This window comes from Sphingomonas faeni (assembly GCF_040407565.1).
GTDB lineage: Bacteria > Pseudomonadota > Alphaproteobacteria > Sphingomonadales > Sphingomonadaceae > Sphingomonas > Sphingomonas faeni_F.
In genome coordinates this window covers 131,480-146,468 of sequence record NZ_JAPZPR010000004.1, presented here as the reverse complement: position 1 = coordinate 146,468, position 14,989 = coordinate 131,480, and the positions used below count along the sequence as shown (strand labels likewise).

Below are 14,989 nucleotides of genomic sequence, written 5' to 3'. Positions count from 1 at the left end.
GGCGCCACGGCGTCACGCGTCGAGACCGAACAGCGTGTCGAGTGGAGCAAGGCGCGCGTCCCACCCGTAGCGCGCGATAACCCGTTCGCGGGCCGCGATACCGAGCGCGGCGGCCGCTTCGGGTGCAGCGAGCAGCCCGATCACCCGATCGGCGAAGTCCTGCGCGGTTTCGGCGACGCGGATCGTACCGGCGTGGTCGATCCCCTCGGCGGCGGCGGTCGAAGCGACGACGGGGCGCGCCATCGCCATCGCCTCGAGCACCTTGTTCTGGATCCCGCGCGCGAGCTTGAGGGGGGCGACGCAGACATCGGCCGCCGCGAGCCAGCCGCGAACGTCGTCGACCTCGCCGGTGACGGTGACATCGTCGCCGGCAAGCGCCTTGACCGCCGAGGTCGGCACGCGGCCGACGATCGCGAAATGCACGGGGACGTGCTGGCGGATCAACGGCAGAATCTCGCGCGCAAACCAGGTGACCGCGTCGACGTTGGGGCGATAATCCATCTGGCCGGTGAAGACGAGCAGCGCTTCTGCCCGCGTCGCAGGCGCATCCGCCACCCCGGCGGAGGCCGGGGTCCAGTTGGGAGACGTTGATGACGGCGGACTGTCCGCATTTACTGCGACCTTCCCCACTGGGCCCCGGTCTCCGCCGGGATGGTCGCCATTCTTGAGCGTTGTAAATTCAGCGGCCGGATCGAACGTCACCGAATCGATACCGTTCTCGACCGCGAGGATCCGCCCGGTCGCGCCGCCGTCGCGAAAGACCGCCCCTTCGGCGTCGCTGACGAAAAGGCTCGCCGAAACCTGCGCGGCAACTTCCCGCTCGAACGCCCCCAGGAGCCGAGCCTCGCGCCGCATCATCCGCCGCATCGGCCCGCGCGCATCCTCGGCAAAGCCCGCAAACTTGGCCGAATCCACGTCGACAAAATCCATCAAGACCGGCGGGCCGTCGGCCGGCAGATACTGCGCCATCTGGCCCGAGAAACAGTAGATTCCCGACACCTCCGGCACGATCCGGTCGACCGCCGCCTGCACCGCGGGATGCGCGAAGGCGGTCAGCGATACCGGCTTGCCGGTTGCCAGCGCCTCGATCGCCGCGCGCACCTGCGACTTGCCGCGCGGCACGATCGTGCAGCTCGCGAGCATGTCGGTGAACACGGCCGGCGGATCGAGGTCGGCGTCGTCATCGGCAAACGCGACCAGGTGGACGCGCGCGCGCTTCGCCAGATAGTGCAGGATGTGGAAGCTGCGAATCTTGTCGCCGCGATCGGGCGGGAACGGGATCCGGTGTGCCAGGAAGAGCAGGCTCACCCCAGGCCTCGGGAAATCCACGGCCCGGCTGCATTCGCTGCCCACAGCGGCAACTTCTTCCACGTCCGCACCATCAACGCGTATTTGGGATTGAGCGGATTCACCTCGCGCGCCGGACCGTTGCTGCGCTTGGCGTAGAGCCGCGGTTCGGGCGTGAACCCCCAATTCTTCTTGAACGCCGCAGCCCCCGTTCCAGTCTTCGACCGTCCGAAATCGAACCGCGTGCAGCCTTTTGCGCGGGCGTGCGCCATCAGCGCGAAATACATCCGGTCGTTGGCGCGAAGCCCCCGCGCCGCCTCGGTGCCGCCGCCCCAATAGGGATAGACGGTGCCGTTGAAATACAGGCTGAGTACGCTCGCGACCGCCCTGCCCTCATGCCGGACGGTCAGAACATCGGCGTCCATCATGCTCGCAACGCTGCGGAAAAGTTTTGCGGGGAACACCGGCGTGCCGAGGTTGCGGACCGACTCGGCATAGACCCGGTAATGCTCGGCAAGCAGTGTCCTATCGGCGCCGGTAACGATCTCCAGATCGAACCCGAGCGCACGACGCACCTCGGCGCGCTGTTTGCGCGGGATCGCGAGCAGTTCCGCCTCGTCGTCCTTCGCCAGGTCGCGTGCGAACCCGAGATAGCTCTGGTCGTCACTGACCCAGCCGTCCGGGGCCGGACCACCGCGCAGTTCGACCGACGGACAGCCGAGTCGCAAGGCGAGGTTCCACGCGCCATCGGCGAGCGCTTCTAGCGAATTGCCCAGCACGCCGCCGTCGACGCCGAACCCGGTCGAGACGAGCGCGCGGCCAAACAACGGGGAGCGCATCTCGGTCAGCGGCAGGACTCCGGCGATCGCCCCGCTCGCGCGCTCGGCGATCAGATAATGTGCACGCTGGCCGCAGCCGTCCTGCACCGCTTGGCTCCATGCTGGCAGATGAAACGGCGCGGACCCGTCGGTCGCCTCGACGAACGCCACGATCCGCGCGCACTCGCCCGGATCGCGAAGGTTCGCTTCGCGCACGCCGACAGGCACGGGTGCGGTCACGCCAACCGCACCGCTTCGCGTGCGACGACCGCATCGACGCGGCCCCATGCGTGCCGGCCGAGCAGCCCGCGCAACTTGCCGGCCATCGCACCGAGCCGCGAATAATGCCGGAACTTCGACCGCATCGGCGCCCGATCGACACGCGGTTGCGCCGGATCGATCTCCCATGGGTGAAAATAGAACATCGCAGGACGATCTTCGCGATTGACCTGGCGCACCGCGAAGTCGGTGATCGCCGCGGGCAGCAGGCGGAAGAAGCCGCCGCCGGTCGCCAGCTTGCGCGTGCCGAACTGCGCGACCGTGACCGGCACCTCGATCAGCGCGCTGTCGGTAAGCGGCTTGAACCCATAGCGCGGCGCATCGAGCCAGCCATAATGATCGTGCTTCACCGGCGCGACGCTGGAGGAATAGGCATAGCCCGCCTCGGCCAGTTCGACGTGCGCCCAGGGCGTGCGCTGGTCGATCGAGAAACTCGGTGCGCGGTAGCCGGTAACTTTGGTGCCGGCCGCATCCTCGATCGCGGATCGCGCCCGCACCAGATCGGCGCGAAAGACCGCCGGCGTCATCGTGAACACGCGCTGGTGATCCCAGCCATGGCTGGCGATCTCGTGGCCTGCCTCGACGATCCGGCGGACAAGCGCGGGATAGCGGTGCGCGACCCAGCCGAGCGTGAAGAACGTCGCTTTGGTGTCGCGCTCGGCAAACAGGGCCAACACGGCGTCGGTATTCGCCTCGACGCGCGGCATCAGCGAGTCCCAGTCGGCCTTGTCGATGACGTTCTCGAAGGCGCCGACCTGAAACCAGTCCTCCACGTCGACCGACATGCCATTGAGAACGCTCATCCTACGCCGCGTCGTGCCAGGCGGCGACGCCGCGGATCGGCGCGTATTCCGGTTTGTCGGTATCGTTTTCCACCCAGTCCACCAGCAAGGTGAGGACGCGGCGAAGCGCCTTGTCCTGCAACTCGACGCGCGCTTCGAGCGCGGCAATCCGGTCCTCGATCATGGGATCGGTCCGCGGCACAGGCGTCGCCACAGCGGCAGGCGGCAGCTTGCCGTCGGATGCAGCGGCGCCCTTCCCCGTGTCGGTCGCGAGCATCGGCAGGTCGCCCTCGAGATCGCGCTGCACCGTCTTCACCACGGCCGCATCGATGACGGTCAGATCCTCGATCGCGGCGTGGAGCATCACCCGGCCGGCCAGCATGTTGAGGCGTCGCGGCACACCCGCGGATCCCGCATAGAACGCCGCAAAGGCATCGTCCGCGAAATCCGGATTGCCGGTCCAGCCGACCACGGACAGGCGGTGTGCGAGATAGTCCGAAACCTCGTCCTCCTCCATCGGATCGAGATGATGGATCGCGATGACGCGCTGGCGGAGCTGTTCGAGCCGCTCCGAGCCGTGCAGGCGATCACGGAACTCGGGCTGGCCGAGCAGCACGATCTGCAACAGCGCATGCCCGCCCGCCTGGAAGTTCGACAGCATCCGCAGTTCCTCGAGCGCGGACACCGGCAAGGCCTGCGCCTCGTCGACGATCAGCAGCGTACGCTTGCCGGTGCGCGCGACCGCGTGCAGCCCGCGTTCGATGGCCGGCAGCAATTCGCCCTTGGTCAGCCCTGCGGGATCGACCTTCAATTCGGTTGCGACGATCCGCAGCAGGTCTTCCGCCTCGATCGCGGTCGATACCAGCTTGATCGCGTTGAGCCGCTGGTGATCGATCGTGTCCATCAGATGGCCGACCAGCGTGGTCTTGCCCGCACCGATATCACCGGTGATGACAATGAAGCCCTCGCCTTGCGCCAGTCCGTAGCCGAGATACGCCATCGCCTTGCGGTGGGTATCGGTCTCGAACCAGAATTTGGGGTCCGGGGTAAGCTGGAAGGGTCGCCCCGTCAGTCCGTAATGTTCGTCGTACATCTGCTGCTCGCCTTCAGAACTGGTACCGCGCACCGACCAACGCCTGGGCAGTCCAGTCGCTGTCGAGGTCGCCGACCTTGAAGCTGTAAAGCCCGAGTGACGCGGTTGTGCCGAGTCGCCCGAAATTGTGGTAATAGGTGCCGGTCGCGCCGTACGACCATATGCCGTCGTCGCCGGACGCGTCGCTCGCTGCGAGGTTGGCGACGCCCGGATCGTAATAGTTGACGAACAGGTCGCCATTCACGCCCGAGACCTGGGTGAGCGAGCGGGAATAGAAGAGCTGCCCGTAATAGCTTTCGTCCTCCAGACCGGTCACGATCAGGCCCGGGGCCACGTTGGGCGCATAGAGCCTGCGGTTGGCATAACCGACGCCCCCGCCCCACGTCGAACGACCGCGCGTGGCGACGATCACGCCGTCGATCCCGCGCGCCCGGTAGCTGGCGGTCGAAATCGACTGGAACACGTCGTTCAAGCACCCGCCCGGTGCCGCGCCCGACGATCCGAACACGCAGCCGTTGAACTGCTGGCCGAAGCCTTGCTGCTGCCCGGTGAGGAAACTGGTCGGGAGATTGCCGATACCGGTCCGGAGCTGCCTGCCGAACGTCTGAACGCCGTCATAGACGTTGACCGCCAGGCCGACCGACTTCGACGCCTGGTAGGTCGCGGTGCCGGTGAAGCTGGTCGACCCATAGCGACGGCCGATATGCCCCTCGACCGACGTCCGGCGATTGGGTCGCCACACCACGCCCGCGTCGTAGTAGACGCCGTCGGTGCGGTAGGCGATCCGGCGCGGCGATGCAGTGTCGGTGACGAATCGGCCGTCCCGGTCGAGCACCGGCGCGCCGGTCGCATCGACGAGCGGGTCCTTCTGACTCGTCTCGATCTTCTCGTAGCCGACGCCGGCGGTGAGCGCGACGTAGGGCGAGATCGGCATCAGCACGTCGCCGCGGCCGTAATAGCCCTCATAGCGCTGTTTCAGCTGGCTCGCCGTTTCGCGATCATAGGAACCGCTGACGGTCACGCCGAACGGCGCGAGCGCACCGGGCGATACCGCGGCGCTGGCGGTGACGGTGTTGCCGATCGAATCGTCGTAATAGTCGAGCCGCTGGCCGCCCAGCGTGGGGTCGCCGAAGGTCGGCGTTTCGACCTTGGTATAGCCCAGGCGGTAGTTCGCGTTGAACGCGACCGGACCCGCGTTGCTCGTGAAGCTCGGGCCGGCATAGACCGAATAGATCTGGCTGACATTGTCGACATTGCCCGCCAGCAGCCCAGGCGCCGCACCGCGGATATCCGAGCGGGCGCGGGTGGCGATCCCGGCCGCTTCCAGAGTCAGGTTCGGGGTCACCTGCGCATTGATGCGGGCGAGGCCCGAATGGATATCCTGGTCGCCCAGATCGTCGCCCCAGCCGAAGCGGCGTTCGTACCGATAGCTCAGCTGCCCGGCAATCCGCTGCGTCGCGAGCGCGGCGTCGACGCCGGCGGCAAGGCTGGTATAGGTCAGCACGTCACCGCCGTTCAGATCGGCGGCGAGAGTCTGGCTCGCCTCGATGTACGGGTTGATCGTGACGCGGCGGCTCGCCTGCGCGAGGACGGGAGTCGCAGCGAGCGTCACCAGCACGGCCGCATTGCCGGCGAGCGCCATGGCGCGAATCGTCGGCCTCGTCATCTGCATGCGCATCACGAAGCCTCCTGACCGTAATAGCTGCCGAACCGCGCGCCGCCCTGGACGAACGATACGGCATTGAGGACAAGCTGAATATGCTCGCAGCCGTCGAGCAGGTTGACCGCGGCACGCAGTTCGTTTTCAGGCGTGCGATCGGCGCGGACCACGAGCATGATCTGGCCGACCCGCATCGCGAGCACGGCAGCGGGCGACGCGGCGAGCGCAGGTGGCGAATCGAAGATGATGACGCGGCGCGGGTTCGCCTCGAGCAGTCGCGCGATCACCGCCTTGGTCCTCGTGCTGGCGAGCAGTTCGGTATCCATCGCCGTCTTCGAGCCCGCAGGCAGGATCGACAGATGCGGGACATCGGTATGGATCACGAGATCCTCGACGTCGATCCGGCTATCGCCGAGCGCATCGAGCAGACCGGGACCATCGGTCAGTCCGAGTTGATGGACGATGTCGGGCTTCGCGACATCGGCGTCGACCAGCAAAACCTCGGTATCGCGCTCGGCAGCGATTGAAAGCGCGAGGTTGACCGCGCAGAACGTCTTGCCGTCACCGGGACGCGCGGAACAGACGAGGATCATCCGCGCCTTGTCGGGGCTGTCGCTCTCGGCGATGCGCGCGCTGGCGATCAGCAGCTGGCGCTTGACGAGACGGAACTCCTCGGCGAGCGGCCCGACCGGGGCGCCCGGCACGATCATGCCATTCGCCGCCAGCATGCCGCGGTCGATCATCGCCGCGTCCCCCGACCCGTTCGGTAGATGGAATTCGTCGGGAAGCTCCTCACCGACCGGGGCGCGCAGTTCCTCGGGGATCGCCAGGAACGTCGGATCAATGAAGGCTGGCCCGGCTCCGGCAGGCTTGGCAACGGGGGCTGCGGCAGGCGCGTCGACAGCCGCATCGACGGGCCAATCGGTCTCGAGCTCCGACACATGCTGCTGGGCGCCGGTACGCGCACGGGCATGCGCGTTGAAGTCGTACACCTTGGCTGCGCGTTCGAGCAGCGACAATTCGCGAACGGGTTTGGTCACGGTCATATCCCTCAAGCCGCCAGGCCGCGCTGCAGGATCTCGACCCCGAGCAGCAGGACGTAGGCAGCACCCAAAGCAGCCGTTCCACCAAGGAACATCCGGAAGCCGCGGCGACGCTGTTCGGACTGGATCCGCGTCACCACTTCGCCGATCGAACCGATCACCGGCATCCCCGCCGCCTTCTCCAGCCGCGTGCTGGTGGCAAACGTGGTCCGCAACTGGCCCAGCGCGAACGCCGCACCGATACCGGCGGCAAGTCCCGCGATCAGGACGCCCGACAGCAACAGCATGCGATTGGGCGCGCTCGGCATGCGCGGCATCGTCGGCGGATCGATCACGCTGAACTTGACGCGATCGGTCTGCGTCTGCGCCTGTCCGCGGAGCGCAATCTGCTCGCGTTGCGTGAGCAACTGGTCGTACTGGTCCTTGAGCACCTGATAGTCGCGATCGATCGAGCCCTGTTCGGCGGCAACCTCGGGATCGCCGGCGAGCTTGGCGTTCAACTGATCGAGATCGCCCTGCAACTGGCTCCTCCGCATGCGGAGCGAGGCGACCGTCGCCTGCTTGTCGGCGACCATCGATTGCAGCGAGGCGTAGAGCGGATTCTGCGCGCTGCCGGCACCACTGCCGCCCGACAGCGGTTCGTTGCGCGCCGCCGCGGTCGCAGCCGCCAACTGGCTCTTCAATGCAACGATATCGGGATGATTCTCGGTATAGCCGCGCGCCCGCGCGTCGGCGAGCTGACCCTGGATCGCCTGCAGTCGCGCACGTGCGGGCCCCGCCGCACCGGCGACGCCGCCGGCGCCAGCGACGGTCGCCGGGGTACCCGCCATCTGGCCCTGCACCGCGGCGAGGCTCGACTGGGCCGCCGCCAGATCGCCATCGACCTGCGACATCTGCGTCCGCGACGCGCCGATCCGATCGGCGACCGAGCCGGTACCGGGCAGGCTGCCGAGATAGCGGTTCTGGAAATCCGCACGCTTGGCCTCGGCGTCGGCCAGCTGCTTCTGGCGGACGGCCAGTTGCTGGTCGAGAAACGCGAGGCTCTGCGTCGTGTTGGTCCGGTCGCCCGCCAGATTCTGCTCGACGAAGATGTCGATCAGCTTCTGCGTGATCTGTCGCGCGAGCTTCGGGCTGGCCGCGGTCGTCGTGATCTGGAACAGATTATCCTGCTGCGACGTGACCTTGATGTTCTGCGCGAGCCCGGCGACCCGATCGGCGACGTCGCGGTCGCTCGACACCGTGTTGGCGAGATCGGTGCCACGAACGACCTTCTGGAGGTTCACCGCGGACACCAAAGTCGTGCGGATCGTGTCGATGTTGGTCTGCGTCGCCTGCGGTGCGGCGTCCATGCTGGAGGGCAGGATGTTCTGCATCTGCACGAACACGCGCGCGGTCGATTCGTAGCGGCTGGGGATCTGCGACACCAGCAGCCAGCCCAGCACGCACACGCCCCATGCGACGCCCAGCGCCAGCCAGCGCCGCGTCCAGATCGCGTGCAGTGCGATCCGCACTTCGTCGTAGATCCCGTTCATCCCGGCGTGCCTCAGAACATCGATTCGGGGATGATGATCACGTCGCCCGGCTCAAGCCGGACGTTCGCCGACGAATCGCCCTTCTTGAGCAGATTGCCGATCTGCAGCGCGAATTCGGTCTGCTTGCCCGTCGCACGGTCGTAGCGCACCAGCCGCGCCTTGTTGCCCGCGGCATATTGGCTGAGCCCGCCGACCGCGATCATCGCGTCGAGCAACGTCATGTTGGCGCGGTACGGGATCGACGCGGGCTTCTCGGTCGCGCCGACGATGCGGACCTGCTGGCTGTAGGTGCCACTGAAATTCTCGACGATCACAGAGACGATCGGGTCCTTGATATAGGCCCCCAGCGCCTTCTTCATGTCGTCCGCGAGCATCGCCGGGGTCTTGCCGACCGCGGGCATGTCGTTGATCAACGGCGTGGTGATGCGGCCGTCGGGGCGAACCTGCACCTTCGACGACAGCTCCGGGTTGCGCCAGACGAAGATATTGAGCTGGTCGAGCGGACCGATCACATATTCCTCGCCCGGCAGCTCCTTGTTCGCGACATACGCGGCGGGCGGCAGTTCGGGGCGGCCGCCGGTGCTGGTGCACGCGGTCAGCGTCGCGGCGGCGAGGCCGAGGGTCGTGAGGGACTTCGAAACGGGTCCGGAACGCATGGGCACTTGTCTCCTGGGCGCCATCCCGACCATCGGTCGCCCGGCGGTCGATTAAACTGGGTATAGGCTATGCGAGGAACAGGTGAAGATAGCGTTAGGAGCGCCGTGTAACCATGCTCGCCACGCCGCCTGGACCTGTGGCTATGAGACAGTAACGATCTCGAGCGCCGGTGGATGCCCGAGAAATGCACTTGGGCTCGCGCTGGCACCATAGGCGCCGGCCATGAAGATCGCGATCAGGTCGCCGACCCGGACCGCAGGCAGCGCGACCTTGTCGCCGAGCCGATCGAGCGGGGTACATAACGGGCCGACCACGGTCACCGGATCGGCCGCGTCCTCGCCCATCCGCGCCGCTACCGCGATCGGGTAGTTGCGCCGGACGACCGTGCCGAAATTGCCGCTCGCCGCGAGCTGGTGGTTGAGCCCGCCGTCGACGACGACGAACATCTCGCCCTGGCTCTGCTTGATGTCGACGATGCGGGTCAGGTACACGCCCGCTTCGGCCACCAGCCAGCGGCCGAGTTCGATCGCGTAGCGCATTCCCGTGTGGGTCAGCGGGCAGTCCGCGATCGCGGACTGCAGCGCCGCGCCGACTGCCTCGACATCCAGCGTCCTGTCGCCGGCAAAATAGGGGACTCCGAATCCGCCGCCCAGATTGACGAGCGGTGGCGTGTACCCCGCCTCGGCCGCCAGCCGTTCGGCCAGCGCCAGCGTCGCGGCCTGGGTGTCGATGATCGCGGCGGCATCCAGCGCCTGGCTGCCTGCATAAATATGAAAGCCACGCCAGTCCGCGCCGGCCCCGACGATCGCGCGCACCAACGCCGCGGCGCGCCCCGCATCGACGCCGAACGGCGACGCACGGCCGCCCATCCTCATGCCCGAGCCGCGCAATTCGATATCGGGGTTCACGCGGACCGCCATCCGGGGGGCGATGCCGAGCCGATCGCCGATCGCGAAGGCCCGTCCCGCCTCGCCTTCCGATTCGACGTTCAGCGTCGAGCCGGCGGTGATCGCGGCGGCGAGTTCGTCGTCGCGCTTGCCGGGACCGGCAAAGCTGACCGAGGCGGCGGGCTTGACGAGCAGCGCCTTGGCGAGTTCGCCCGAAGACGCAACGTCGAGCCCGTCGACCAGCGGCGCGATCGCCGCCAGCACATCGGCGTGCGGATTCGCCTTGATCGCATAATGGAGGTCGATCGCCGGCATTGCCGCGCGAAAGCGCGCGATGCGCGACGCGACGATCGCCATGTCGTAGACGAACAGCGGCGTGTCGCCTGCCTGTATCACCCAATCGTCAGCGGACCGTCCGCCGATTTCGAGATTGCCCGACTGCGCGAGAAACTCCGGAGGAAGAGCACCCATGGGTTTCATCGTGTCACCTGCTCGTTCACCCGGACCTCGGACGCGATCGCAGACCGGTCCAGCTTGCCATTGGCATTGCGTGGCAATTCGTCCCGCCAAAGATATGTTCCCGGCTGCATGAAGCTCGGCAACGCCGTTCGCAGTCGAGCCCGCAGAGACGGCTCTCCGGCCGCATCCCCTGCGAGCATGACGACGATCGCCTGGCCCAATCGTTCGTCCGCAACGCCCACCGCCACCGCCTCGCGCGCTTCACCACCAGCCAGCACCGCCTCCTCGACTTCGAGCGGACTGATCCGGTTGCCGGCGCTCTTGATCATCTCGTCGTCGCGCCCGACGAAGCGCAACAGCCCGTCCGCGCCCTCGACCACGGTATCCCCCGACCACACCGCCATGCCCCGGCCGTCCGGCGCTGGCCGAAACCGCTGCGCCGTCCGCACCGCATCCTGCCAATAGCCCTGCGCGACAAGCGGCCCCGCATGGACCAGTTCCCCCGCCTCGCCCAGCGCCGCGCGCGTCCCGTCGGGCTTTACCACCGAAACTTCCGCGAACGGGATGGCCCGCCCCATCGCGTCAGGTTTCGAATCGATCAGCGTAGGATCGAGATAGGTCGAGCGAAACGCCTCCGTCAGCCCATACATCGCGTAGATATCCGCCGCAGGAAATCGCTCGCGAAGGCCCCGCACCAGTCGCAGCGTCAACGCGCCCCCCGAGTTAGTCAGCCGTTTCAACCGCGCCGCAGTCTCCGCCGGCCAGTCCGCCTCGAGCAGCTGCGTCCACAACGGCGGCACGCCCGCCAGCGTCGTCGCCCCGACCCGCTCGACCGCTTTCACGACATCGCGCGCCACCAGATAATCGAGCGGCGCCACCGACGCGCCCGCCGCCCAGGTCGAGAACAGCTGGTTCTGGCCATAATCGAACGACAGCGGGAGTACGCCCAGGACACGATCGTGCGGCTCCAGCTTCAAGTAATGCGCGACGGAAATCGCCCCAAGCCAGAGATTCGCATGGCTCAGCATGACGCCCTTCGGCCGACCGGTAGAGCCCGAGGTGTAGAGGATCGCGGCAAGCGAATCGGTATCGGGATCGGACGGCCCTATCCTCTCACCGTTCCCCCACGAAGGCGGTGCCCCAGTTTCACAAGGGGCAACGCCCGTGGTTCCTGAGCCCCCGCGTTCGCAAGGAAACAGAGGATCAGCCTCGTCGAGGATGGCACAGTCACTCGGGACATCGCCGTCTTGCAGCGTCCCAGCCCGGACACCCTGCGTCACCAGCAACCGAGCGCCGCTATCCCCAAGAATATACGCGACCTGCGCCCGTCGCAGCAGCGGATTGACCGGCACGTGCACCAACCCCGCCCGCGCCACTGCCAGCGGCATCAGGCACGCGGTGCGCGTCTTCGGCAACCAGGTCGCCACCCGGTCGCCCAGCGTCAGCCCCTGCCCTGCCAGCCAACCCGCCAGCGCCGCCACCGCGTCCTCAAGCTCGGCGAACGTCATCGTGCCGGACTTGTCGACCAGCGCTACGTCCGCCGCGGCACCGCGCAACGCGACATGGTCGATGGGGTACGGAATGGGGTCGAGCGCGATCATCCGCCCCTAATAGCGCCAAGCGCCCTAATATCGCCAAGCGATTGCCGAATTCACCCCCACACGCTAGCGGGGCGCGGTTCGTAACGGTTCAGGCGATGCTCGTGATCTTCGAAGGCACTTCCCAAGTCGAAACGACGGTACGCGCCGTCCTCGCCGATATCCTCGGTCTCAGCGCCGACCGCGTCGCCGCGTTTACTGATGACACGCCGCTGTTCGGGGCGTTGCCCGAACTCGATTCGATGGCGGTGGCCAGCGTGCTGACCGAGCTGGAAGACCGGCTCGGCATCCTGATCGAGGACGACGAGATCGACGGCGAGATGCTCGAGACGTTCGGCGCACTGGTCCAGTTTGCCGCAAGGAAGGCGCTGGTCTAGCTCGCGGAGGGGGTTTAGCCTCTGCCGCAATGACCGGTCTCCGCTTCGATCACTATGACTGGGCGGGCGGGCGCGAGGGGATGCTGCGGTTCGGCCCCGATACCGGCCCGATCGTCATCGCCGCGCTTCCGTTGTTCGAAGAAGCCAACCGCACGCGCCAGTTCGCCGTCACGATTTTGCGCGCGCTCGCGGATCACGGCATTCGTGGCGTGCTCCCGGACTTTCCCGGCACCGGCGAAAGCCTGATCGCGACGTCGGGTTCCACGCTGTCCAACCAGCGCCGAGCCTTTATCGCTCTAGCACAGCAGCTTGGTCCACGTTCCTACGCGCTATCGATAAGAAGCGGGGCGCTGCTAGATACCGACGCACGCCTCGCCGGACGCTGGCACCTCGCACCGCAAGCCGGCGAAGACGTGGTGCGCGATCTCGACCGAGCGCGCGCCGTGGCGTCGCGCTCGGACCGCCCCGCAGAAAACGAGTATGCGGGCAATATCGTGTCCCGAGAAATGCTGGCCGAACTCTGCGCAGCATCCCCTTCGGAAGTGGGTCCGCGGCGGGTCGTCCGCATGGCGACCGACCCCCGGCCCGCCGACGCGACATACCCCGGCGTGCCCCTCTGGCGGCGGTCCGAACCCGATAATGATATCACGCTTGCCCAACAGCTTGCGACCGATATTTCCGAGTGGATCGCATCATGCGAAAGCTGATCGCGTTCCCCTGCGAGGGCGAAACGCTGGCGGCTACGCTGGACGAGGCGAATGGAACGACTGGCGTGCTGATCGTGTCCGGCGGCAATGAAATCCGCAGCGGCGCGCATCGCGGCATGGCATTCCTAGCCAAGCGGCTGGCTGCGACGAGAACGCCCGTCTTCCGCTATGACCGACGCGGCGTCGGTGACTCAACGGGACACAATGGCGGTTTCCTCAGTGCCCAACCGGACCTGATCGCCGCCGCCGCCACGTTCCGTGCAGCGGCGCCCCATATCACCGGCATCGTCGGCTTCGGCAATTGCGACGCCGCCAGCACGCTCGCGCTGTTCGGGCGTGCCGCCGGTATCGACCGCATCGTCCTCGCCAACCCCTGGCTGACCGAGCAGACCGACGATCTTCCCCCAGCCGCCGCCATCCGCGTCCGGTATCAGGCGGCCCTGCGCGACCCCGCCACATGGCAGAGAGCTCTGAAGGGCGGCATCAGTTTTCGTAATTTTATCCGCGGCTTAAAAAAATTGTCTCGCACTGCGACCGAAGCTGAAAGCTCACTCGCAGCGCGGGTTCTCACTGCGCTCGCGGACTGGAAAACTGACGCCGCGATCGTCTTGGCGAGCGGCGATGCGACCGCGATCGCCTTCGCCTCAGCCGCCGGCAAAGGCATCATGGTCGAGACGATCGAAACCGCCTCGCACAGCTTCACCGGCGATGCCGGTACCGCGCTCGAAAACGCGATCAGGCGCAACCTCGCCTGATTTGCTTTGACTATTCGGCGGCTTCGGCCAGTTCGGCGAACTCCGCCGCGGCCAGGAACCGCTCCGCATCCAACGCTGCCATGCAGCCCGTTCCTGCCGCGGTCACCGCCTGGCGGTAGATCTTGTCGGCCACGTCGCCACAGGCGAACACACCCTCGACGTTGGTGCGCGTCGATCCGGTCTCGACCGCGATATAGCCGTCCGAGTCGAGCTCGAGATGGCCGCGGAACAGCTCGGTCGCCGGGTGGTGACCGATCGCCACGAACCCGCCATCGACCGCGAGGCGCGAGCGCTCGCCGGTGACCGTGTCCTCGAGCTCCAGCGCAACCAGACCCGCATTGCCGCCACCGTCGACGAACTCGCGGACCTCCTTGTTCCAGAGCACCGTCACGCCCTTGTGTGCGAACAGGCGTTCCTGGAGGATCTTCTCCGACCGCAGCGAATCACGGCGGTGGATCAGCGTCACGTCGGGCGAATGGTTGGTGAGGTACAGAGCCTCCTCGACCGCGGTGTTGCCGCCGCCGATGACGGCAACCTTCTTGCCGCGGTAGAAGAACCCGTCGCAGGTCGCGCAGGCGCTGACGCCCTTGCCCTTCATCGGCTCCTCGCTGTCGATCCCGAGCCACTTCGCCTGTGCACCGGTCGCGATCACCAGCGTGTCGCCCTCATACACGTCGCCACTGTCGCCGATCAGGCGGAACGGGCGGCGGGTCAGGTCGACCTGTACGATCGTGTCCCACATCATCCGCGTGCCGACATGCTCGGCCTGTGCCTGCATCTGCTCCATCAGCCACGGGCCCTGGATCACGTCCTTGAAGCCGGGATAATTCTCGACATCGGTAGTCGTGGTCAGCTGGCCGCCGGGCTGGATGCCCTGCACGACGATCGGCGCCATCCCGGCACGCGCGCCATAGATCGCGGCGGAGAGCCCGGCGGGGCCCGACCCGAGGATAAGCATGCGGGTGGTATGCGTCGTCATCGTGATTCCTTGGAGATTTGATCCCCATCTAGGCGATGCGCCGCGAAATTTGAACCGCCGGGAAATCTTGTACGCC

14 protein-coding genes are annotated in these 14,989 nt (G+C 66.9%); 3 read left to right on the top strand and 11 right to left on the bottom strand.

From position 1 onward, the window contains the following. Window positions 1-12: 12 nt before the first annotated feature. The 10 genes from O6Y00_RS09790 to O6Y00_RS09745 all read right to left on the bottom strand — a co-directional run bounded on the left by O6Y00_RS09790 (window position 13) and on the right by O6Y00_RS09745 (window position 12,098). Window positions 13-1,308, bottom strand: a complete 1,296-nt coding sequence (locus tag O6Y00_RS09790) for a glycosyltransferase (protein ID WP_353442395.1) — start codon at window positions 1,306-1,308, stop codon at window positions 13-15. Next, window positions 1,305-2,345, bottom strand: coding sequence for a FemAB family XrtA/PEP-CTERM system-associated protein (locus O6Y00_RS09785; RefSeq protein ID WP_353442394.1), 1,041 nt, complete (start codon window positions 2,343-2,345; stop codon window positions 1,305-1,307). Before O6Y00_RS09785 ends, O6Y00_RS09790 begins: the two co-directional genes overlap by 4 nt. Further along, window positions 2,342-3,187, bottom strand: a complete 846-nt coding sequence (locus tag O6Y00_RS09780; RefSeq protein WP_353442393.1) for an XrtA system polysaccharide deacetylase — start codon at window positions 3,185-3,187, stop codon at window positions 2,342-2,344. Before O6Y00_RS09780 ends, O6Y00_RS09785 begins: the two co-directional genes overlap by 4 nt. A gap of 1 nt (window position 3,188) precedes the next feature. Beyond that, complete coding sequence (locus O6Y00_RS09775) at window positions 3,189-4,259, bottom strand: ExeA family protein (RefSeq protein ID WP_353442678.1); 1,071 nt, start codon at window positions 4,257-4,259, stop codon at window positions 3,189-3,191. A gap of 13 nt (window positions 4,260-4,272) precedes the next feature. Beyond that, the gene (locus tag O6Y00_RS09770) at window positions 4,273-5,931 is read right to left on the bottom strand and encodes a hypothetical protein (RefSeq protein WP_353442392.1); all 1,659 of its coding nucleotides are present in this window, start codon (window positions 5,929-5,931) and stop codon (window positions 4,273-4,275) included. A gap of 5 nt (window positions 5,932-5,936) precedes the next feature. Beyond that, on the bottom strand, window positions 5,937-6,965 hold the full coding sequence (locus O6Y00_RS09765; protein WP_353442391.1) for an AAA family ATPase: 1,029 nt from the start codon (window positions 6,963-6,965) through the stop codon (window positions 5,937-5,939). Between the two features lie 5 nt (window positions 6,966-6,970). After that, window positions 6,971-8,494 carry an XrtA system polysaccharide chain length determinant gene (locus tag O6Y00_RS09760; protein WP_353442390.1) on the bottom strand — a complete coding sequence of 508 codons (1,524 nt, stop codon included), beginning with the start codon at window positions 8,492-8,494 and terminating at the stop codon, window positions 6,971-6,973. A gap of 11 nt (window positions 8,495-8,505) precedes the next feature. Then, a complete protein-coding gene (locus tag O6Y00_RS09755) occupies window positions 8,506-9,150 on the bottom strand; it encodes an XrtA/PEP-CTERM system exopolysaccharide export protein (protein ID WP_353442389.1) in 645 nt (214 codons plus the stop codon). Between the two features lie 141 nt (window positions 9,151-9,291). After that, entirely contained in the window at window positions 9,292-10,518 is a 1,227-nt protein-coding gene (locus O6Y00_RS09750) for a pyridoxal-dependent decarboxylase, exosortase A system-associated (protein ID WP_353442388.1), read from the bottom strand. After that, window positions 10,515-12,098 (bottom strand): acyl-CoA ligase (AMP-forming), exosortase A system-associated, encoded by a 1,584-nt coding sequence (locus tag O6Y00_RS09745; protein ID WP_353442387.1) that lies wholly within the window; start codon window positions 12,096-12,098, stop codon window positions 10,515-10,517. Before O6Y00_RS09745 ends, O6Y00_RS09750 begins: the two co-directional genes overlap by 4 nt. A gap of 95 nt (window positions 12,099-12,193) precedes the next feature. On the opposite strand from O6Y00_RS09745, the gene O6Y00_RS09740 reads away from it, so the two are divergent. The 3 genes from O6Y00_RS09740 to O6Y00_RS09730 are packed head-to-tail and all read left to right on the top strand — an operon-like array spanning window position 12,194 to window position 13,934. Continuing rightward, a complete protein-coding gene (locus O6Y00_RS09740; RefSeq protein ID WP_353442386.1) occupies window positions 12,194-12,472 on the top strand; it encodes an acyl carrier protein in 279 nt (92 codons plus the stop codon). A gap of 29 nt (window positions 12,473-12,501) precedes the next feature. Beyond that, window positions 12,502-13,179, top strand: a complete 678-nt coding sequence (locus O6Y00_RS09735) for a hypothetical protein (RefSeq protein WP_353442385.1) — start codon at window positions 12,502-12,504, stop codon at window positions 13,177-13,179. Further along, entirely contained in the window at window positions 13,167-13,934 is a 768-nt protein-coding gene (locus O6Y00_RS09730; protein ID WP_353442384.1) for a hydrolase 1, exosortase A system-associated, read from the top strand. The genes O6Y00_RS09735 and O6Y00_RS09730 overlap by 13 nt, the downstream gene beginning before the upstream one ends. 10 nt (window positions 13,935-13,944) lie before the next feature. Here the strand turns inward: O6Y00_RS09730 and trxB are convergent, their stop codons facing one another. Continuing rightward, window positions 13,945-14,913 carry a thioredoxin-disulfide reductase gene (gene trxB, locus O6Y00_RS09725; RefSeq protein ID WP_353442383.1) on the bottom strand — a complete coding sequence of 323 codons (969 nt, stop codon included), beginning with the start codon at window positions 14,911-14,913 and terminating at the stop codon, window positions 13,945-13,947. Between the last annotated feature and the right edge of the window lie 76 nt (window positions 14,914-14,989).

Bases quoted from the DNA above. Each gene is read 5' to 3' on its own strand.
- O6Y00_RS09780 (WP_353442393.1), bottom strand. From the start codon at position 3,187: ATGAGCGTTCTCAATGGCATGTCGGTCGACGTGGAGGACTGGTTTCAG.
- O6Y00_RS09775 (WP_353442678.1), bottom strand. From the start codon at position 4,259: ATGTACGACGAACATTACGGACTGACGGGGCGACCCTTCCAGCTTACC.
- O6Y00_RS09770 (WP_353442392.1), bottom strand. From the start codon at position 5,931: ATGCAGATGACGAGGCCGACGATTCGCGCCATGGCGCTCGCCGGCAAT.
- O6Y00_RS09765 (WP_353442391.1), bottom strand. From the start codon at position 6,965: ATGACCGTGACCAAACCCGTTCGCGAATTGTCGCTGCTCGAACGCGCA.
- O6Y00_RS09760 (WP_353442390.1), bottom strand. From the start codon at position 8,494: ATGAACGGGATCTACGACGAAGTGCGGATCGCACTGCACGCGATCTGG.
- O6Y00_RS09755 (WP_353442389.1), bottom strand. From the start codon at position 9,150: ATGCGTTCCGGACCCGTTTCGAAGTCCCTCACGACCCTCGGCCTCGCC.
- O6Y00_RS09750 (WP_353442388.1), bottom strand. From the start codon at position 10,518: ATGAAACCCATGGGTGCTCTTCCTCCGGAGTTTCTCGCGCAGTCGGGC.
- O6Y00_RS09745 (WP_353442387.1), bottom strand. From the start codon at position 12,098: ATGATCGCGCTCGACCCCATTCCGTACCCCATCGACCATGTCGCGTTG.
- O6Y00_RS09740 (WP_353442386.1), top strand. From the start codon at position 12,194: ATGCTCGTGATCTTCGAAGGCACTTCCCAAGTCGAAACGACGGTACGC.
- O6Y00_RS09735 (WP_353442385.1), top strand. From the start codon at position 12,502: ATGACCGGTCTCCGCTTCGATCACTATGACTGGGCGGGCGGGCGCGAG.
- O6Y00_RS09730 (WP_353442384.1), top strand. From the start codon at position 13,167: ATGCGAAAGCTGATCGCGTTCCCCTGCGAGGGCGAAACGCTGGCGGCT.
- trxB (WP_353442383.1), bottom strand. From the start codon at position 14,913: ATGACGACGCATACCACCCGCATGCTTATCCTCGGGTCGGGCCCCGCC.